Below are 20,448 nucleotides of genomic sequence, written 5' to 3'. Positions count from 1 at the left end.
TGTATTTCTTTTACTGGCATCTATTTCATTTCTAAAATTATGAACTACGATACAAATTACGTACGTACACAAAACATCTTGATTGGGATCTTGTCGGGGTGTCTCGGGATTTTTCTCATCACTCAAGGTGTGGTAGTTGAAGAGGTTATAAAAATTGATTTTCGTTTTCTTGTGCTCATCTTACTCGGATTTTACCGGTTAGTGTCCCCCTTATTTATTGCGGCGACCATCATTGCAGTGTATCGATTTAGTTACGGCATTGATTTTCAATCAATTATGGCCTGCATGTCCCTCATTTTGATTGTCATCGGAATACTGATCACCTACAACATCGCTTCTCTGGAAAAGCAACTGTTCCAATTCAGTCTCACCTTGAATGTATTGACTTGCTTCATTGTCGGGCTTGCTATTTATACGAGTGGAGAATTCAGTGAAAATGCCGCATATGCCGCTTTACTTGTCGTCATGATTAGTTTCCCAATCGGACTATTGATTACCGTCTTGAACATTGATCTGTATCTCATTCATCATCGCGTGAAAGAGTATAAAATATCAGCAGAAACCGATCATTTGACGGGACTCGCAAACCGTAGAGCGTGGGAAATGCAGATGAAAAAAATAAAGACGCATTACACGATGTGCAATGTGCTCATCATCGATATCGACTATTTCAAACAAATCAACGATCAATATGGTCACGCGAATGGGGATGAGATTTTGAAGCAGTTCGCGGAACTGTTGCATCGTGAAACGAGGGAGCACGATATCAAAGCCCGTATCGGCGGGGAGGAGTTTGGGGTTTTGATCCCGATGCTTTCGCAAACTGAGGTGATCAAGGTAGCAGAGCGGATTCGAAGTAGTATCTCCAAGCATGAATTTAAGCTACTCGACCAACAAACGATTCATATCTCTGTTTCGATTGGGGTTGCGAATGGAAAAAGCGAACATCTTCGGGAGATGGTTCATTCGGCAGATGCGTGTCTTTATCACGCAAAGAATAGTGGGAGAAATCGCACACACATCAATGAGAGTGTAGAATACGTTCAATGAAACAGCGCATCGGTCGTTCCGATGCGCTGTTTTCATGTGAAAAACTGTAGACTACGAGATGGCCTACAGTCATAGAGTTGTATGTTCGTCAGCATGCGGTTCCCACGCATCCAAAAAGTTATGGGGCGGGTGAACGCCCTCGAGCGTCCGAAATTCGTAATCTCGCTCTTTCGCATAGCGGATGATTGTATCGAGTGCTTCTGGCGTCATCGAATGATCGTGCGCCAAGATGATGGAAGCGATGTTGGCGGCACGATTCGCTTCCAGGCGGTCGAACACGCGCTGCTCGACCCGGGCATTGTCTTGTTTATATACATGATCGAGACTACCGACATTCCAGTCCCAAATCTCAAACCCGGCTTCGGTCATCACTTGCCAATGCGCAGGCGTCATCCCTTCATCACTCCCGTAAATCGTTCGGGCCATATTCGTATGGATACCGGTCACCTCGTAAACGAGACGTTGCACGTCCTTCATTTGACGGACGGCCGTCATCGGTGATGCATAAAACTCTTCACGTTTGTGTGTCATCCCGTGTAAGGCAATCAAGTGACCCTCATCGACGATGCGGTGAAGGAGATGCTCATTCCCCTCGATATTCTTCCCGAGAATGAAGAAAGTGGCCTTTACCTGATGCTTCTTCAACACGTCGAGCAGCTTTCCGGTTTTCCAGTTCGGTCCATCATCAAGCGTCAGATAGATGAGGCTCGGGTCGTTATACGCTTTCGGTTCCGGGATCGCCGCCTGTGACAAAGTACCAATCAACAAAAAAATAGACATGAGTAATAGAACGCGTTTCTTCATTCCAACAATAGCTCCCTCGAGTCAAAAACCAAGTGACATATGACACATACCTTATCACAAATCCGAGACATGAAGACGATAAATTTGTTCGTCGAGTTCTGTCGTGAGATAGGTGAAATTCAATTTCTTCAATAGTGCGATCGATGCCTCGTTCGTCTCAAGGACGCCGGCTTTGAACACTTCCGCACCTTGGTCGGCCAAGTGACGAATCAATCTCGACATCACCTCGAACGCATAGCCTTGGCGAGCTCGTGTAGGTGCGATGGTATAGCCAATCCAATATGTCTGGTCTTCTTGCTGGATGTACACATCCCCAATCAATTCTTCGGTCGCTTGGTCGATGATGGCGAGTTGCATGCCGTGTTGAAGCGATTGTTCGCCGAGTAGAGCGTTCTCGTATTCCGTATAGCTAAGACCTTTAAACGATTGATGCTTCATCCAGTCCAAGTCGTTTCGATACGCCATGAACGACTCGATGTCTTGTCGTTCGAACGGACGGATGAGGCAACGTGGTGTCGTGAGTATGATCATCATATCGCTCAAACGACTTTCTTTTCTTTTTTGAATAGACCGACCAATAGAAGCGCAAGACCACTAAAGAAGATTGCAGGGAAAATAAACCACATGATCAATCCGGCCCAACCGTTCTGCACACTGATGGCGTAGGAGAGTCCGATTGAAAAGGCTAGTGCTGGTGAAATGGGGATCATGAGCGCGACTCCCCATATTTTAAATTTTGTATTTCGTGCTTCGCCCGCACTGAACCAATACGCCACAAATGCGCCTAGACCTGCAATGAGATATCCGATTGCGATTGCCATTTGACCACTCCCTTCTCTAATGTTGACAGTTCAACCTCGCACTTACTTTCCATGTATGAAACAAAATCTCCTGTCATGATTCAAAAAACCGAGCCCTCGAAGGACTCGGTTTGACGTCAAACATGCTTCCGCTGAAACGCAGATATGGCTTCATATTCTTCCGACAGGTGACGCGACAGGCGAATGTAGATTGGTAAGAGCTCCCGATACACATTCGTCGCTTCCATGTTCGGTGTATGCTCGTGGGTCACTTGCGGAACTTCTTGGAATTCCTCGATGTCCCCGAAGGCATACTCTCCGAGCATGATGGCCCCAAGACATGAACTCTCGTGACTTTCCGGCACGACGACCGGTGTATCGAAGATGTCTGCCATCATTTGGCGCCAGAGGCTCGATTGGGCAAAGCCACCCGTCGCATGGATGCGGTTCGGTGCGCCCGTCAACTCGTCGAGTGCGAGCATGACCGTATAGAGGTTGAAGATGACACCTTCCAATACAGCACGGATGAAGTGTTCGCGCTTATGGTGAATGCTCAGCCCGAAGAAGGAACCGCGGGCATTCGAATCCCAAAGTGGGGCGCGTTCGCCCATCAAATACGGATGGAACAACAGTCCGTCCGCACCCGGTTTGACCGTTTCGGCGATTCGCGTCAACACGTCGTACGCATCGATGCCGAGCCGTTTCGCTGTCTCGACCTCACTTGCTGCAAACTCGTCACGAAGCCAACGAAGGATGATGCCACCGTTATTGACCGGACCACCGATCACCCAATGCTTGTCCGTCAGCGCATAACAGAAGATGCGACCTTTCGGATCTTCGACGGGTTCTGAGACGACCGTCCGGATGGCGCCGCTCGTCCCGATCGTCACGGCGACGACCCCTTGTTCAAAGGCACCGACACCGAGGTTCGAGAGCACGCCGTCGCTTGCCCCGATGACGAGCGGGAAGTCCCAGCCGAGCGTCTCGGTCACGTCTGGTGTCACGTGTAAAATCTCTGTCGTCGGCACGAGTTCAGATAAATGATCTGGTGTCACACCGGCGACTTCAAGTGCTTCCGTGTCCCAATCCTGTTGTTTCAAATTGAACAATCCTGTCGCCGAAGCGATGGAGTGATCGACGACGAAGCGTCCCGTCAATCGATAGAAGACATACTCTTTGATGGAGACAAACTTGACTGTCTGTTCAAAGACGTCAGGATGTTCCGTTTTCAACCAGCGCAATTTCGACAGCGGTGCCATCGGATGAACCGGGGTGCCGGTGCGCATATGGAGCGCACTCGCATCAAAGTCGCGTTTGATTTCTTGCGTATATGGATTTGCCCGACTATCGGCCCACGTGATGCTGTTCGTGAGCGGACGTCCTGAGGCATCGAGTGCAATCAAGCTGTGCATCGCCGAACTGAACGATGCGAAGCGAATCGGACCGTCCGCTTTGGCGCGGACCGCCGAGACGGCTTCGAGCACGGCCCCATAGATGACGACCGGGTCTTGCTCGGCCGTCTCCGTATCGGGCGTGAGAAGCGGATACAACACGTTATGTACCGCCAGTTGTTGATGACCGTTGAACAGGACGGCTTTCGTACTCGTCGTCCCGATATCGACCCCAATCGTAAACACACAATCACTTCCTAACTTAGATAATGAACAGGCTAATCAAGAACACGACGGCGAAGCCGGTGAGTCCGATAATCGTTTCCATGATCGTCCATGACTTGAGCGTATCTTTTACGTCGAGACCGAAGTAACGGTTGACGAGCCAGAAGCCTGAGTCGTTGACGTGCGAGAGGACTGTCGCCCCTGAGGCGATGGCGATGACGATCAAACCGAGTGCCGCGCCCGTGATGTTTTGGATTTCAAGTAGCGGTGTGATGAGTCCTGCTGCCGTGACCATCGAGACCGTTGCCGATCCTTGGGCGACACGGACGACCGTTGCAATCAAGAAGGCGAGGACGATTGCCGGAAGTGGTGAACCAGCCATCATCTCACCGAGTACGTCACCGACACCTGAGTCGATGAGCACTTGTTTGAACACACCACCGGCCCCTGTGACGAGGATGATGATCCCGGCTGGTTCGAGTGCTTTCGTTGCAATCTCTTGTACTTCGTCACGTGAATAGCCACGGCGTGTCCCGAGGAAGACGAACGTGAGAAGCGTTGCAATCGTCAAGGCGACGAACGGGTGTCCGAGGAACGTCAAGAAGTCACGGACGGCGTTGCCTTCATCCAAGAGTACCGCCGAGAGCGTATTCGCCAAGATTAACACGAGCGGAATCAAGATGAGAGATAGGATCATTTTGAAGCTTGGCAATTCTTTCGATGTGTCGATTTCTTCAAATTCCATGTAGTCCGGAATCGTCACATGAATCTTCTTAGCAATATACTTCCCAAAAACGGGACCGGCTAAAATCATTGCTGGAATTCCGGCGAGGACACCGAATAAGATGACCCAACCGAGGTCGGCACCGATCAAGTTCGCAACAGCGATCGGACCAGGTGTCGGCGGGATGAAGCTGTGCGTGACCGCGAGGCCCGCAAGGAGCGGAATCCCATAGTAGAGAAGCGAACGTCCCGTCTTTTTGGCGAGGCCGTATACGATTGGGACGAGAATGATGAAACCGACATCGAAGAAGACCGGAACGGCGACGATGAACCCGGTGATCCCGAGCGCCCATTGTGCCTTGTCTTCCCCGAACTTACTGACGAGCGTCTGGGCGAGGCGTTCCGCGCCACCTGACACTTCAAGCATTTTCCCGAACATCGCGCCGAGACCGACGACGACGGCGACGAAGCCGAGCGTTCCGCCCATCCCGTTCTGGATGGAGGCGATGACGTCCCCGAGCGGCATGCCGGCTGCGACCCCGACGATTAAACTGACAAGTAACAATGAAACGAATGCGTGAAGCTTTGTGCGAATGACTAAAAATAAGAGCAAGAAAATCCCGGCTAAGGCGATCAAAATAAGTGTTGAGCCAGACATTGAGTATTCCCCCTAAATTCCGAATATGTAACCGTTTACAGTTTCTGACAAAGGAAAAGGCCATTTCCCCCGTGACCTTTTCCGCATACTTTACTTCTTAACGACCGCGTGACCACCGAACTCGTTGCGGAGTGCGGCGACGACTTTACCTGAGAACGTATCGTCTTCAAGTGATCGGTAGCGCATCATGAGCGACAAGGCGATGACCGGTGCGGCTGCCTGAAGGTCAAGCGCCGTCTCGATCGTCCATTTGCCTTCACCTGATGAATGCATGACTCCACGGATTTCATCGAGCTTCGCATCTTTCTTGAAGGCGTTCTCCGTGAGCTCCATGAGCCAAGAGCGAACGACCGAACCGTGATTCCAGACGCGTGCGACTTGTTCGTAGTCGTAATCGAACGGGCTCTTCTCTAAGATGTCGAATCCTTCCGCGATCGCCTGCATCATCCCATACTCGATCCCATTATGGATCATTTTCAAGAAGTGACCGCTTCCGGCAGGTCCTGTATACAGGTAGCCGTTCTCGACAGACAAGTCTTTGAAGATTGGCTCGATTGTCGGCCATGCGTCCGCGTCACCCCCGACCATCGTACAGGCACCGTTTCGTGCACCGTCTGTCCCGCCGCTCGTTCCGCAATCAAAGAACTTGACGTCCTTCTCGGCAAACTGTTCGGCGCGTGCGACCGAGAGCTTGTAGTTCGAGTTGCCACCGTCGATGACGATGTCACCCGGTTCGAGTCGCTCATATAGCTCCGCGAGTACCGCTTCCGTGACGTCTCCGGCAGGGACCATCGCCCAGATGACGCGTGGCGTCGACAACTTGCTCACGACATCTTCGAGTGTCGGCACGATTGTGAACGCGTCCGATGTGACGTCCCCGACGTCCGTCCCGACGACTGTATGTCCATGGTCACTCAAGTTGAGGGCCAAGTTGTACCCCATTTTTCCTAAACCAATCAAACCAATTTCCATATTGTCACCCCTGAAAAAGAATTTTTTTCCGTCTCTAGATTCATCATATCAAAATAAATTCGATTTACAAGTCGAATCACGGAATTTTTTTCGTTTTTACGATAAAAAATCGACCCCCGTCATGGAGGTCGAACGAATCAATTCGATGATGCTTTTTTATATTGTCGGAAGAAGACGTCGATGTCTTCCGCCGGCAAAGGACGATTGTAGTAATACCCTTGCGCCTGATTGCACGATTCGGCTTTTAAGAAAGCGACTTGATTCTCTGTCTCGACACCTTCTGCGATGACGTTCAAATCGAGCTCGTGCGCCATGCGGATAATCGTTTTGACGAGGGCCGCATCCTTCTCGTCGCTCTCGATATTCTTCGTGAAGTGCTGGTCGATCTTCAGCGTATCGATCGGGAACAGCTTCAAGTAGCTGAGGGACGAATAGCCGGTCCCGAAGTCGTCAATCGAGAGGTGGACACCGAGAGCGACGAGCTCGTGCATCGTTTCGATGGCCCGGTCTGCACTCTGGATGACGCTCTCGGTCAACTCGAGCTCTAAATACTGTGCCTCAAGACCAGACGCGTCGAGTGCGCGGCTGACGACTTCCGGCAAGTCTTTTTGGGCGAACTGAATGGCCGAGATGTTGACGGCGACCCGGAACGGGGGAATGCCGGCATCTTGCCACGCCTTGTTTTGGCGACACGCCTCATTTAAGACGAACTCGCCGAGGCGATGGATGCTTCCCGTCTCTTCAGCGATTGGAATGAACTCGCCAGGCGAAATCATCCCGAGTTCTGGATGATTCCAGCGGACGAGTGCTTCCATACCAATGACCATTTCAGTCTCCAACTGAATTTGAGGTTGATAGTGGACGGTGAACTCACCACGCCCGATCCCTTTACGAAGTGCCATCGATAAGTTCGAACGACGGGACACGGACTCGTTCAGTTCGTTCGTGAAGAACTGATAACCGTTCTTCCCGTCAGCCTTCGCCCGATACATAGCGATGTCGGCATTTTTGATTAAATCCTCTGCCGTATCCCCGTCGGATGGGTGAAGACTGATTCCAATCGAAGCACCGGTGAACACTTCCTCGTTCTCGAGTTCAAATGGAGGATGGAGGACGTTGATGAGTTCCTGCGCACGATGGGCCGCCAAATTACTTTTCGTGAGAGGCGACAAGATGATGAACTCATCTCCACCGAGACGGGCGAGCGTGTCCGACTTTTGAATCGTCGACTGGATCCGAGTCGTCACTTGTTTCAAGAATTGGTCGCCGATCGAGTGACCGAACCGGTCGTTGATGACCTTGAAGTTGTCTAGGTCGATATAGTATAAGGCGAACGGTTCTTGCTGGGACTGACCGAGTAGTGCGTCGAGGCGGTCGCTGAACAAGCGACGGTTCGGGAGTCCGGTGAGCGGATCCAAATAGACGAGGTCGTTGATTTGAGCCTCGATTCGTTTCCGTTCACTGATGTCACGGATAATGCTACTGAAGAAGATGCCCCTGTCCGTCTTCCACGTACCGAGTGACATCTCGATTGGCACTTCGACACCGTCTTTTCGTAATCCGATGAGCTCGACCGTTTGACCGATGACGCGTTTTTCACCAGTCGCCTCATAACGGCGCATACCATGTTCATGCGCTTCTCGGAATCGTTCCGGGATAATGGAGACAATCGATTGCCCGATCATCTCGTCATACGTATATCCGAACAAGTCGGTCGCCCCGTGATTCCACTGGAGAATGACACGATTATGGTCAGCGACGATGATGGCATCCGATGCCGATTCGATGATCGATTCAAACTTCAGTTCGAGTTCTTCCGATTGTGCCTCGAGCTGTGACGCCGTTCTCAGTGAGATGTACATGATCACGAACAAGGTCATGACGCTCGCCGCGATGACGTAAGCGAGGAGGGTGCTATCGACCGCATAACCGCTCATCGCCTTGCTGACTCCTTCTGTCGGGGTGAATTGTGCAGCGCCCATCCCGACGTAGTGCATCCCTGATACGGCGACACCGATCAAGACCGAACTGGCGAGACGGCGCCAATGGAACCGCGAGACGTTCGGGATATAAAAGAGAATATACAGTCCGACGAGCGATGCTACATATGCAACAAGAGCAGAAGCAATCCACATGACCGGGTCATACGTGAGAATGGCGTTCATCTGCATGGCTTCCATCCCGATGTAGTGCATCGATACGACCCCAACACTGATCAAGAAGGCGCAAAAGACGAGTTGCGTCGGTCGTGTCTCCGGATGGCTGATGATCCAGAAGGCGAGTCCTGAGGCAACGACGGCAGGCACGATCGACAACAAGACGATGCCGAGGTGATATGTCACATCATCGTTAAGATGAAACGCCAGCATGCCGATAAAGTGCATTGCCCAAATCCCAAGCCCGAGACTGAAGGCGCCGGCTACGACCCAACTGAACCGTGAGGCGTATTTCGCATATTTCAAACGACTGCTAATATCGAGGGCGACACCTGCAGCGAAGATGGCAACAGCGATGGAAAGAATGACGAGTGGTAAGTTGTACGAGCTACTGAGGTGATGTTCGATTTGAAACAGTCCTTTCGATTTCAAATGGTTCAATGAGTGAATTAGTCAAAAAGTGCTTAATTAGAGTAGCACATTCCAGAATCCCACTTCTTGTCCCATTTTGTAAGGTGGGTCAATCTTTTAGACGAATCACACATTGCGGAATTTTTTTCGAAACGGTATCGTTAGATGAAGAAGAGAAAGGGTGATTCTTGATGGAAACGATGAACGGGACGGCCCGCATCCGTGGTGCCTATTCGACACTGAGCAAGAAAGAACAACGCATTGCCGACTATATTTTGAAACAACCAGAACAGATCATTCATCATACGATCAATCAAGTGGCAGATGACCTTGATGTCGCCGAATCGACGGTGTTCCGCTTTTGTCAGCGCGTTGGTTTCAAAGGCTATCAGGCGCTAAAGATTGCACTTGCCTCGGATGTCGTCGCACCACTTCAAGATATCCATGAAGACATCGCAGAGACGGACAGCGTGCTCGAAATCGCAGAGAAAATTTTTTCGACGAACGGAAAGACGATTGAATCGACGCGTCAGATTTTAGAAGGGGCTTCCCTGGAGAAAACCGTCGAGCTGTTCCTCGGGGCACGCCGCATCGAATTTTTCGGGAGCGGTGGGTCGGCCGTCGTCGCGTTAGACGCATACCACAAGTTTGTGCGGAGCGGCCTTCAGGTGAGCGCGATGCTTGAGTCGCATATGCAGCTCATGTCAGCCTCGCAATTGACGACAGAGGATGTCGCCGTCGTCATCTCGCATTCCGGTGCCTCGAAAGAGACGCTTGATATCGCCAAACTCCTAAAAGAGAAAGGTGTCTCGACGGTCGCCATCACGAACTATGCGAAGTCACCCCTTTCAAAAATTGCTGACGTATCGCTTTATACGGTGTCCCAAGAGACGGCGTTTCGTTCAGAGGCACTCGCTTCTCGGATTGCGGAGCTCAGCTTGATCGATGCCTTGTTTACAGCTGTCATGATGCGACGCGGGGAAGCGGCACGTGCGTCTCTCCAACAGATGCGTGAGGCGATTTCAATGCGCCGAATCTAGAGAAAACAGGGTTAACTTCTACAAAAAGGTGGAAATTATAAACTCTGAGGGCAAAGCGAGGCTTAGAGAGAGAAGGTGGACCGATGAACCATATTGATTTTTTGTCTTCTGACCATTACAACGAGTTCAAACGGTTAGCACAACGACTTACGGATCCTGGCAGTACTAGTCGCGAATATTACGCCGCGCTATATGTACTTGCGGGTCATCCGCACATCCGAGAATGTTTGCTTCCTTATATAGACCTCGAAGCGGGGAAGATTCGAACTTCCACGATCATCGATGACAACACGTTCGATAAACGAGAGTTTGTGCTCGCCAAACTCGTCATTCACTTGTATAACTCGAAAGAATGGGTCCTTCCGACCGAATTGATCGCCTTGCCGGAAGAAGACTACAAATTAGCGATGCAGGCGATCACGCTTTGCCGAAATGAACAATTTGACGGGGTTACGATCCCGAGCGACTGATGACACCCTGTTCCGTTTGTGACAGGGTGTTTTTCGTCTAATGAAAAAGGAGGAGAGACCGTGTCACTCAATACATCGATGTTGGCCATTCTGCTCATACTGCTCGTCGTGATGATGGCCGGTCCACCGTTATTGCTTTTGTATTTTTGGCGACGAGACCGGAACCAGCGTGAACACTCCGTCCTCCGTAACTTCCCGATTCTCGGCAAACTGCGTTATATGTTCGAGAAGATGGGTCCGGAGCTTCGGCAATACTTGTTCTTGAATGACAATGAGGCAAAACCGTTCTCGCGGAACGAGTACGAGGCGGCCGTCATTGCCGGGAAATATAAGTCGCGCATCATTGGTTTCGGTTCGGAGCGAGACTTTGAAGCGGGTGGGTTCTATCTTCAGAACGCATTGTACCCGACAAATCGGAACGAACTACGAATCGACAACTCAACGAAAGTATCGACGTGGATGTATGAATTAGATGAGGATAACCTCTTCACCCGAAAAGAGCACCTTGTCGAACGTGACATCTCCCCGTACTTATTAACAGAAGAAGATACCATCATCATCGGGAAAGAGACGTGTCGGGAGCCGTTCCATGTCAGAGGGCTCGTCGGTCAGTCAGCGATGAGCTTCGGTTCGCTCGGCGACAAGGCGATCACGGCTCTCTCCATCGGACTCGGTCGTGCGGGCGGGACGTGGATGAACACGGGGGAAGGTGGTCTTTCGGACTATCACTTAAAAGGAAATGTCGACATCATCTGTCAAATCGGTCCGGCACTGTTTGGTGTCCGGGATGAAGACGGGACGTTTTCGGTGGAGGCGTTCAAACAAAAGAGTGCGCTCCCACAAGTGAAGGCGTTCGAGCTGAAACTAGCACAAGGGGCGAAGACGCGTGGGGGACATATCGACGGCTCGAAAGTGACCGAAGAGATCGCCCGCATCCGCCATGTGCGTGTCGGTGAGACGATTGACAGCCCGAACCGATTCTCTGAGTTTCACACACATGGGGAATTGTTGGCCTTCATCGATAAGTTGCGTGAGATCGGTGGGAAGCCGGTCGGCATCAAGCTCGTCGTCGGCAATATACAGGACATGGAATCGCTCGTCGAAGAGATGGCGACGTCTCAGATCGTGCCAGACTTCATCACGATTGACGGGAGTGAAGGCGGGACAGGTGCGACGTATCAAGAACTCGCTGATACGGTCGGTTTGCCACTGAAAGCGGCACTTCCCTACATGCATCGGCTCTTGATTGAGCACGGTCTTCGTGACCGTATCAAACTGTTCGCCTCGGGGAAACTGATCACGGCGGACAAGGTGGCGATTGCCCTCGCACTCGGTGCCGACCTCGTCAACATTGCCCGCGGGCTCATGTTCAACGTCGGTTGTATCCAAGCACAGGTGTGCCATACGAATCGATGCCCGGTCGGTGTCGCGACGACCGACCCGAAACTGCAGCGTGCTCTCGTCGTCGACGAGAAGAGTTTTCGAGTGACGAACTATATCATTTCGCTCCGTGAGGGACTGTATAATATGACGGCCGCGGCAGGGGTCCGTTCCCCGACTGAACTGTCAGAGGAACATGTGATTTACCAGGAACCGGACGGTCACATCCGTTTTGTACGTGATTAATAACCGTTGAATCAAAGGATTTCATCAAAACATCCTACGAATTTGCCGATAAAGAAGGCAAACCCGTAGGATGTTTTTACAGTATTTTCGTTGTAGAAACTACCAGATACTTGTACAATCATGTAAATGAAAGTCAGAATTTATTATAATCTAACGTAGCGTTTGAATGGAAATGGATGAACCCGTTTTGTTCCGCGTATGCCGCACTCTTCGGACGTTGTTTCGAAGACACGGTCAACGCTTTGATGCCGTATTTCGCATCGAGGCAACGTAACTCTTGAATCCGGTCTTTTGACCACTGGTCTTTCGAAATAGTCGTATAGTTGAAGCTCTCCCACATGACACCATCCACATATGGATATGTGTACGTCTTCAATGTCGCAAATCCCCAGTTTTGAATGAGAGAAAGGGTAGGGTGGTTGGCCTTGATCGTCTTCATGAACTGACTCATCCCGTCACGTTGTGCTTTTAAGATGGTCGGTTGTTCTGAATGCTCGTTGTCGATGTTGCCGACAGTATCTAAGAACGCCCCGTCTAATCCTTTGGCGACAATTTGTTTCTCTACTTCACGCGTCAACAATTCACGATAATGCGTCGACGTCATGTCGACCAAATAAGAATCCCACTCTGCATAATGGACACGTTGTCCGTTACGGTGGAAGAAGTCCGACTCGTTCATCTGTTGGATGAAATCGACGTTCCAATTGTCAGCTTCCATCGTATTGATGTAGCCGTACACTTTCGTACCGAATTTTTGTAACTCTTTGATTTGAGCTGCAGTATAATAAACAGGCTCGATGATGACGAGGTCATACTGTTGCATCTTTTTGATTTTACTCTTACTCGGCATATCGTAATAAATCTTGTACGACTCGACGTTTGCGAGCGGGTTGCTCGCTTTGGCGACCACTTGATGTGGCGTCCAGAACGCGAATCCGACAACGAATGCACAACAGATGCTAATGATTCGTTTGGCTGAGAAAATACCCATAAAAAAACCCTCCTGATAGTTATCAGAGAGCGGCCGCGGCTATTGCAGACTGGCGATCGGTATCTAACAAGATCGACGACCCATGTCTTTGCGCCCTTACTTTTCAGTAAGTTTGCCCGTCTCGATATGAAATTTTTTGTCGAACAATCCATCGAATGTCCTATTACTTAATAAAATACCACGTAAAGGAATGAGTGACACTATGATTTATACCCAACATCGCACATCAATCAAATGGATTGAAATGATTGTGACTATTTTACTTATCGGCATTTTGGACTATACGTTTAGTCTTTCTTTGTCAGAATGGGCGATTGACCCGTTAATTTTTTATATCCTTCTCTTCTCGCTTCGCTACGGCCTACTCGGGGCGTTCGTCAGTTTCGCATTGACGAGTCTATATCATTTTTCATTCCTTCTGATGGAAGGGTCGGATTTACTCTTGTTCCTTTACGATACGAACGAACTCGCGTGGATTTTGCTTCACTTCTTCGTCGCCTTGAGCGCCGGCGTTTTCAGCACGTCTTATCGTGAGCGCTACCAGTCGCTCCATATCCGTCAGGAAGAGGTGGTCGATGAGAACGAACAGTTGAAGCAGACGGTGCAGCAACTCCAAGAATCACAAGGGGAGATGCGGAAGCGGGTGCTCGATTCGACGTATACACTCTCAAGAATCTATGAGGTCGGTCTTCAGCTCGACCAGGACGCGACAGACTTGGTACGTGACCATTTGATCGGGACGTTTACACGCGTGTTCCGGGCGCGGCAGCTCGCCCTCTATCACGTCGATACGTCACGCCGGACGCTTCGTCTTCACGTCCGTTCGGGGGATGTCGAACGTTTGCCACAGACGCTCTTCATTGATTCGGAGCAAGGCATTTTCGCACGGATGTTTCAGACCCAAAAACCGACGATTCGGTTGGCCGATGAACTCGAAGGCCCCCTTCTCGTCGCCCCGATTTGTTATGAGGGAACGGTGAAAGAAGTGTTGATCGTCCATGAGATTGATATTCTTCGATTGCGCAGCCACGAGATGAATATGATGAAGCTCGTCCTCGACTGGGCGGGCACGCGAATCGAAAAAGCGGATGCGCTCGAGTGGATGCTCGTCAGCGATCAGCTCGTCGAAGGGACGCGCATGTTCCGCATGGACGCATTCGAACAAAAAGTCGCGCAGCAAGTGTTGCGCCATGAACAATATGACCAACCGTATAGCACGGTCACCATCCCGGTAGAAGGCGTCGACCTGTCACTCATCGAAATCGAGCTCATCCTCCGTCAATCGATGCGTGAGATTGATGTCATCGGGTACGACGAAGACGACCGTGTCCTTCACTTCCTATTACCGGGTACGCCGGTCGAATCGGCGGAACGGTTCAAAGAACGAATCGAGCACGTCTTCTATGTGAAAGGTGGGAAGCGCCTATGACCGGATGGATGATTCTCCTGTTCTTCCTTCTCCATGCCGTCTTGTTATTCGTCATCTACCGTCTCGTCGTCCGCCCGAGAGTGGATGCGACCGAGAAGGGCGTCTGGCTCTCGATTTTTCTCGTCAGTGCCGTCGTCCCGATCATCGGGGAACTGTTTGGCTTGATCGCATATGGGGTTGCCCGTCGCTTCGCATCGTCGAAGACGCTTCTCGATTATGACGAATATATTAACTTCGACACGGTCAACTTGGAGCGCTTGCAGCAACAGGCAAAAGAAGATTTAGACCTCGTCCCATTGGCGGAAGCCTTACAGATGGACGGGAAGAAGCGGAAACAGTCGATCACCCAACTCATGTCGACACCGCTTATGAACACAGAAGAATACTTACATTTAGGTCTCGAGCATGAAGATACGGAAACCGTCCACTATGCGGCGACCGTCCGGAACACGTTGTTCGACCGTTATGATTTGATGCTCAAGCAGCGCATCGCGCAAGTGAACCCGGATCGACCGGAGACGATTTATCCCGTCATCGAGACGGGCGTCTCGTTTTTAGAGAGCGGTCTCTTGGACGAGGATATGAAAGCCCGCATCCAGCAACGGACGATGTTCCACCTTGAACAACTAGGAGAACATGACGCAACGGATGAAACCTATTTGCGCACGAAAGCCCGTCTATCGTTCCAAGCAGGTGACGTCGAGACGGGGGAACGGTTGGCGGAGGCACTGACGTTATATCATCCGGAAGTGCCGGACGGCTATATCCTATTGATTGAACACCATATGACGAATGGGGACTGGGCGTCATTACGTCCAATCCTCGACCGACTCCATCAACATCTCGACCTACGGGACGTTCCAGAAGATTATCGCTTTGTCATTCAACAGTTAGAAGGTGCTCACACATGAATAAATCGATTACGACGTATCTCGCGTCCTTGTTTTCTCTGATCATCGCGATGATTGTCGTCGTCCAGTTTTTACGACTCGACTACGGTCACCGGCTCATCCCACAAGAAGCAAATGAGCCGAAGGCGTTCACGACACTCGCAGGCGAGGTGAGAGCAGTGGAAGGAAAACCGGCTCAAATCTATATCCATCAAAACGAGGACGACTTGTCGACGTCCGTCTTGAACAACTTGAAATACGCGCTCGACTACGCGAAGTTGCCATATACGTCCATCGAGGCAGAGGAGATTGCCGCAATCGAGCCCTCTCCGCAGCACGTCCTCGTTGTCAGTGGGGAAAATACGAAGTCATGGCCGTATGAAACGATTCGGTCGTTCGTCGAGAACGGGGGACGCCTTTATGTCGCTGGTCGCTTCATCGACCAGGAGTGGGCCGACCTTATCGGCGTCAGTGATTTCGGGGACTTCAAGGATGGGGTCAACGGGCTGATCTTTGAGAAAGAAATTTTCCCTGGATATGTGGACTTGCCACAAGACTCTGGCTTGTTCGTCCATAGTATCGCCGACGTTGAGTTGAAGGATGAGGCGGATGTTCTCATCTCGGCGAAAGGCGAACCGATTTTATGGCAGTCTTCATACGGTCAGGGAGAGGTCATGTTTTGGAATACGACGTCTCTGACCGATAAGAACTCACGCGGTCTCATGGTGCAGTCGCTGTCGATGTTGTTCCCGGCGTTCGTCATGCCACAAGCGGGCATCAAGGTCGTCCATCTCGACGACTTCCCGGCACCGGTACCGAGCTATTCGAATCCCGTCATCACGGAAGAGTACGACCTCTCCATCAAAGAGTTCTTCTCTGAAGTATGGTGGAAAGATATGAAACAAATCGGTGAAGATTATGACGTCACGTATTCCGGCTTCTTGATTGGCAGTTATAAAGCGACGAACGAAGAGACGACCGAACAGCTCATCGAGAAAATTCGGGCACCGATGCTCGAATACGGGCGTGGGTTGCTTCAGACGAACGGAGAGGTCGGGCTCCACGGCTTCAACCACCAACCACTCGTCATGGGTGACGAGGTGATGGACCCCGAGCTCGGCTATGCGAAATGGGAAAGCAAAGACGCCATGCGTTCGGCCGTCGACCGTGTCGTCGAGGCGTTCGACTATTACTTGCCGAATGAACGCATCCGTAGCTATGTCCCACCATCGAACATCATCGGACAGTCGGGACTAAGCGTCCTGAACGAGAAGTTTGAGGACGGGTTGATCGTCGCCGGGCTCTATAGCGGGGATGCGAGTAAAGGAAGTTACATCCAAGAGTTCGGACCGGACCCGGTCTATCCGAATTTATATGATTTCCCGCGCGTGTCGAGCGGATATAACGAGACGCCGGACGACCTGTTCGTCGTCATCGACGCCGTCGCCAATTTCGGGCTCGTCTCGCACTTCATTCACCCGGATGACGTGTTAGATGAATATCGTTCGAAAGGGAAAGGATGGGGCGTCATGAAAGAGTCGTTCGGTGGTCTATTCCAGACGCTCTATGCCAAATATCCGCACCTCGAAGGGTTGAGTCAATATGACGCATATCGGAAGTACGAACTGTATCAAGATGCGCAAATCGACGTCGCCTACACGAACGACGCGATTGACATCAACGCCCAGCAACTGCCCGTCCCATCGACGCTACTCGTCCGAGTCGAGCCTGGGAAACGATTAGACACAGGAAGTTTCGCGTTTGGTGCTGTCAGACCGTTTGATGAGAGCGGTACATTATATCAAGTCGAATTAAAAGAGACGTCTGTTCGTCTCCCGATATTGGAAGGAGCGCGCCCATGAAGATTGGAATTGTCGTCGAAGGGAGTTATCCGTATGTGAGCGGAGGCGTGTCGAGTTGGGTGCACATGCTGATGCAACAAATGCCAATGCATGAGTTTGAAATCATCTCGATCATGCCAAACCCGAAGTCTGAGGCGGATTATAAATATACGTTACCGGAGAACGTCACAGGTGTGACCACGCTCGCCCTCAACCAGCGCGCGACACGGAAACGTCGTCCGGAAGCGTTGACGCAAGAAGAACGTGACCGAATCAAGACATGGATGACGTTCGGTCACGTTGAGTCATCGATTTATCCGATGTTAGCATCACAAATCGGGACACCGGAACAGTTCTTCTCGAGCCGTCTCTTCTATCAACTCGTGACAGAGAGCTATCAAGAAGAAGGGCAGGCCGGTTCGTTCATCGATTACTTTTGGATGTGGCGCAGCATGTATGCTCCCGTACTCGACCTCCTCCAGGCAGACTTGCCACAAGTCGACCTCATCCATTCCGCGTCGACAGGTTACGCAGGATTGATCGCGAGTGCGATAAAAGAGCGTCAAAACATTCCGTTCTTATTGACGGAGCACGGCATCTACTCGCGTGAGCGGGAAGAGGAACTGTTACAGGCGGCGTGGATTCCACCGGAGTTCCGTTCGCACTGGATCCAGTTCTTCCACCATATTTCCCGGGAAGCGTATCGGAAAGCGGACGACGTCATCACGCTGTTTGAACGAAACGGAGAGTTGCAACGTCAGCTCGGGGCACCGGTCGAGAAGTTGAGCATCATTCCGAACGGGATCGATGTGACGGGCTTGTCGGCACTCGGTCACGTAGCGGGAGGAGAAAAGCTCCGCATCGGCGCCATCGTCCGCGTCGTCCCCATCAAAGATATTAAGACGATGATTTATGCGGCAAAGCTATTACAAGACATGCTCATCCCGTTCGAGTTGACCATCATGGGACCACTCGATGAAGATAAGGAATATGCGGCCGAGTGTGAAGCGCTCATCCGGCAACTCGAACTCGAACAAGCCGTCTTCTTGGTCGGGAAAGTCGATATCCGCAAACACCTTCCAGAGTTCGACGTCTATCTGTTGACGAGTATCTCGGAAGGACAACCCCTCGCCGTACTCGAAGGGATGGCAGCAGGCGTCCCGTGGATCGTGACGGACGTCGGGGCCTGTGCAGAACTCGTGAACGGGCGACCGGACGAGCCGTTCGGTCCGGCCGGATTCGTCGTCCCACCGGTCAATCCGCGCCGAATTGCGGAACGTTGCGTCTGGTTCCATCAGAACCGCGAAGACGCGCGCCGACTCGGACGAAACGGGCAACAGCGCGTCGAGACATATTACCGCACCGACCAGTTCATCGATGCGTACTTACATCTATATGAAGAAAGGAGAGCGGCATATGGCGGGCATCGGGTTTAAGTTACAACAGCTATTCCAAGAAGATTATTTTTCCTCGCGTATTAAAGCGTACGCCTTTGCCGGTCTCGTCACGTCCGGCCCATGGCTCATCGTCATCGTCACGATTGCGCTCATGCAGTGGCTGACGAGTTATTTGTCGATTGCCACGCTTGAGGAACGGACGACGTTCAACTTGATCGTCTCGTATAGCTTCATCTTCTCTCAAGTCGTGCTCGGCGTGCAGCAGCTCGTCGTCACACGCTATTTGGCGGACTGTTTCTATGAGAAGCGGTACGAGGACATCTTCCCGGCGTTTATCGGCATGATGAAGACGACCGTCGCCATCGCCTCGGTGTTGTTCGCCGTCTTCCTCTCGTTCTCTGAGCTACCGGCGTTGTTGAACGCGTTGGCGTTCGTCTTGTTTATGACGGTCAACTTGATCTGGGTGCACTTCTTGTTCCTGAGCGCGGCGAAGTTTTATCAGGCGGTCGCCTATAGCTTTGTCGCCGGTGGGGTCGTCGCCGTCGCGGCGATCATTATCACCGATCAGTTCTTGATGTCGTATTTGACGGAGTCTTACATGAAGAGTTTCGCCTTGACGGCGAGCATGACGCTCGGTCTGATTGTCACGCTGTTCGGCTTGTTCACGTCGATGCTCCTCACGTTCCCAAATCGGAGCACGGTCGGTCAGTTCTCGTTCTATCGGTATTTTGACCGATATCCTGCGCTGTTTTGGACGAGCTTCCTCTACAACATCGGAATCTGGGTCGGGACGTGGATCATCTGGTTCGCAGAAGGGGGGAGCGTGCATCTTGATACGTTCCGTTACCATCCGATCTATGACACGGCCATCTTCTTGTCGTATTTGACAATCATCCCGACGATGACGATTTTCGTCGTGTCGGTCGAGACGCGTTTTTATGAGCGGTATCGCGTGTTTTACGGGTACGTGAATGAAGGCGGGACGTATCAACAGATTCAACGGTCGAAAGCGGCAATGCTACTCGTCTTGCGACAGGAGTTGCAACGCTTGTTCCGGAACCAAGGGCTCGTCTCGCTTCTCTTCGTCATCTTCGCAGCCGTCTTGTTCCCACTGCTCGGGCTCTCGCCTGAAATTCGGGACGTCTTCCAAATGACGACGATCGGAGCCTTCTCGAATGCGATGGTCCTCGTCCTCACGCTCGTATTGCTGTATTTTGAAGACCATAAGGGAGCGGCGTATACATCGGCCCTCTTCATCACGATGAACGCGGGACTGACTTATTTGCTTCTTCCACTCGGACCGGACAGTTATGGGCTCAGTTTTGCGATTGGCTGTACGATCGCCTTTGCCTTCTCGCTCATCCGATTGATTCGATACGTGTCGGAGATTGACTACCATACATTCAGCCGAAGTGAAGCACCTCCTCGGACGGATACGTTCCGTCGTGTCGGGGAATGGCTCAACGAACGCTCAGCATCATAAGACAAAGCCGCCTTCTCAAGTGAGAGGGCGGCTTTGTCATGTTTATAGTATTAAGAAGTAGAGTGAACGGGAAAACGTAACTGTTGGAGAT

17 protein-coding genes and 1 riboswitch are annotated in these 20,448 nt (G+C 51.3%); of the genes, 9 read left to right on the top strand and 8 right to left on the bottom strand.

The annotated features are described in order from the left end of the window. Positions 1-39 precede the first annotated feature (39 nt). Positions 40-1,050, top strand: a complete 1,011-nt coding sequence (locus tag KNP04_RS05010; RefSeq protein ID WP_214874886.1) for a GGDEF domain-containing protein — start codon at positions 40-42, stop codon at positions 1,048-1,050. A gap of 69 nt (positions 1,051-1,119) precedes the next feature. On the opposite strand, the gene KNP04_RS05005 is transcribed toward KNP04_RS05010, so the two are convergent. From KNP04_RS05005 to KNP04_RS04975, 7 genes are all read right to left on the bottom strand, one after another. Beyond that, on the bottom strand, positions 1,120-1,854 hold the full coding sequence (locus KNP04_RS05005) for a polysaccharide deacetylase family protein (RefSeq protein ID WP_214874885.1): 735 nt from the start codon (positions 1,852-1,854) through the stop codon (positions 1,120-1,122). A gap of 54 nt (positions 1,855-1,908) precedes the next feature. Next, positions 1,909-2,388 (bottom strand): GNAT family N-acetyltransferase, encoded by a 480-nt coding sequence (locus KNP04_RS05000; protein ID WP_251129829.1) that lies wholly within the window; start codon positions 2,386-2,388, stop codon positions 1,909-1,911. A gap of 5 nt (positions 2,389-2,393) precedes the next feature. Beyond that, positions 2,394-2,675 (bottom strand): hypothetical protein, encoded by a 282-nt coding sequence (locus KNP04_RS04995; RefSeq protein WP_214874883.1) that lies wholly within the window; start codon positions 2,673-2,675, stop codon positions 2,394-2,396. Positions 2,676-2,791: 116 nt separating this feature from the next. Next, on the bottom strand, positions 2,792-4,291 hold the full coding sequence (gntK, locus tag KNP04_RS04990) for a gluconokinase (RefSeq protein ID WP_214874882.1): 1,500 nt from the start codon (positions 4,289-4,291) through the stop codon (positions 2,792-2,794). A 16-nt stretch (positions 4,292-4,307) separates the two neighbouring features. Then, entirely contained in the window at positions 4,308-5,651 is a 1,344-nt protein-coding gene (locus KNP04_RS04985) for a GntT/GntP/DsdX family permease (protein ID WP_074036021.1), read from the bottom strand. 90 nt (positions 5,652-5,741) lie between these two features. Next, entirely contained in the window at positions 5,742-6,623 is an 882-nt protein-coding gene (gene gnd / locus KNP04_RS04980) for a phosphogluconate dehydrogenase (NAD(+)-dependent, decarboxylating) (RefSeq protein ID WP_214874881.1), read from the bottom strand. 137 nt (positions 6,624-6,760) lie between these two features. Then, entirely contained in the window at positions 6,761-9,220 is a 2,460-nt protein-coding gene (locus KNP04_RS04975; RefSeq protein ID WP_214874880.1) for a bifunctional diguanylate cyclase/phosphodiesterase, read from the bottom strand. A 161-nt stretch (positions 9,221-9,381) separates the two neighbouring features. On the opposite strand from KNP04_RS04975, the gene KNP04_RS04970 reads away from it, so the two are divergent. From KNP04_RS04970 to KNP04_RS04960, 3 genes are all read left to right on the top strand, one after another. Then, positions 9,382-10,230, top strand: a complete 849-nt coding sequence (locus tag KNP04_RS04970; RefSeq protein WP_214874879.1) for a MurR/RpiR family transcriptional regulator — start codon at positions 9,382-9,384, stop codon at positions 10,228-10,230. An 83-nt stretch (positions 10,231-10,313) separates the two neighbouring features. Then, positions 10,314-10,700, top strand: coding sequence for a hypothetical protein (locus KNP04_RS04965; protein WP_214744440.1), 387 nt, complete (start codon positions 10,314-10,316; stop codon positions 10,698-10,700). 78 nt (positions 10,701-10,778) lie between these two features. Beyond that, the gene (locus KNP04_RS04960) at positions 10,779-12,326 is read left to right on the top strand and encodes an FMN-binding glutamate synthase family protein (protein WP_214875168.1); all 1,548 of its coding nucleotides are present in this window, start codon (positions 10,779-10,781) and stop codon (positions 12,324-12,326) included. Between the two features lie 133 nt (positions 12,327-12,459). Here KNP04_RS04960 and KNP04_RS04955 read toward each other — a convergent pair whose 3' ends face one another. Then, positions 12,460-13,317, bottom strand: coding sequence for a glycoside hydrolase family 191 protein (locus KNP04_RS04955; protein ID WP_214874878.1), 858 nt, complete (start codon positions 13,315-13,317; stop codon positions 12,460-12,462). A gap of 40 nt (positions 13,318-13,357) precedes the next feature. Then, a riboswitch (cyclic di-GMP riboswitch) is annotated at positions 13,358-13,444 on the bottom strand. 75 nt (positions 13,445-13,519) lie between these two features. Here KNP04_RS04955 and KNP04_RS04950 point away from each other — a divergent pair. Genes KNP04_RS04950 through pelG form a run of 5 tightly spaced genes read left to right on the top strand, consistent with a single transcriptional unit; the run spans position 13,520 to position 20,357 of the window. Further along, positions 13,520-14,746 (top strand): nucleotidyl cyclase domain-containing protein, encoded by a 1,227-nt coding sequence (locus KNP04_RS04950; protein WP_214874877.1) that lies wholly within the window; start codon positions 13,520-13,522, stop codon positions 14,744-14,746. Next, positions 14,743-15,657 (top strand): hypothetical protein, encoded by a 915-nt coding sequence (locus KNP04_RS04945; protein ID WP_214874876.1) that lies wholly within the window; start codon positions 14,743-14,745, stop codon positions 15,655-15,657. The genes KNP04_RS04950 and KNP04_RS04945 overlap by 4 nt, the downstream gene beginning before the upstream one ends. After that, on the top strand, positions 15,654-17,498 hold the full coding sequence (locus KNP04_RS04940) for a DUF2194 domain-containing protein (RefSeq protein ID WP_214874875.1): 1,845 nt from the start codon (positions 15,654-15,656) through the stop codon (positions 17,496-17,498). The genes KNP04_RS04945 and KNP04_RS04940 overlap by 4 nt, the downstream gene beginning before the upstream one ends. After that, positions 17,495-18,913, top strand: coding sequence for a GT4 family glycosyltransferase PelF (pelF, locus tag KNP04_RS04935; protein WP_214874874.1), 1,419 nt, complete (start codon positions 17,495-17,497; stop codon positions 18,911-18,913). The genes KNP04_RS04940 and pelF overlap by 4 nt, the downstream gene beginning before the upstream one ends. Continuing rightward, complete coding sequence (gene pelG / locus KNP04_RS04930; protein WP_251129828.1) at positions 18,855-20,357, top strand: exopolysaccharide Pel transporter PelG; 1,503 nt, start codon at positions 18,855-18,857, stop codon at positions 20,355-20,357. The genes pelF and pelG overlap by 59 nt, the downstream gene beginning before the upstream one ends. Positions 20,358-20,448 lie beyond the last annotated feature (91 nt).

It is taken from the genome of Exiguobacterium sp. CH10, from assembly GCF_018617635.1.
Classification (GTDB): domain Bacteria; phylum Bacillota; class Bacilli; order Exiguobacteriales; family Exiguobacteriaceae; genus Exiguobacterium; species Exiguobacterium aestuarii_A.
This window is presented reverse-complemented; position numbering and strand designations above follow the sequence as displayed.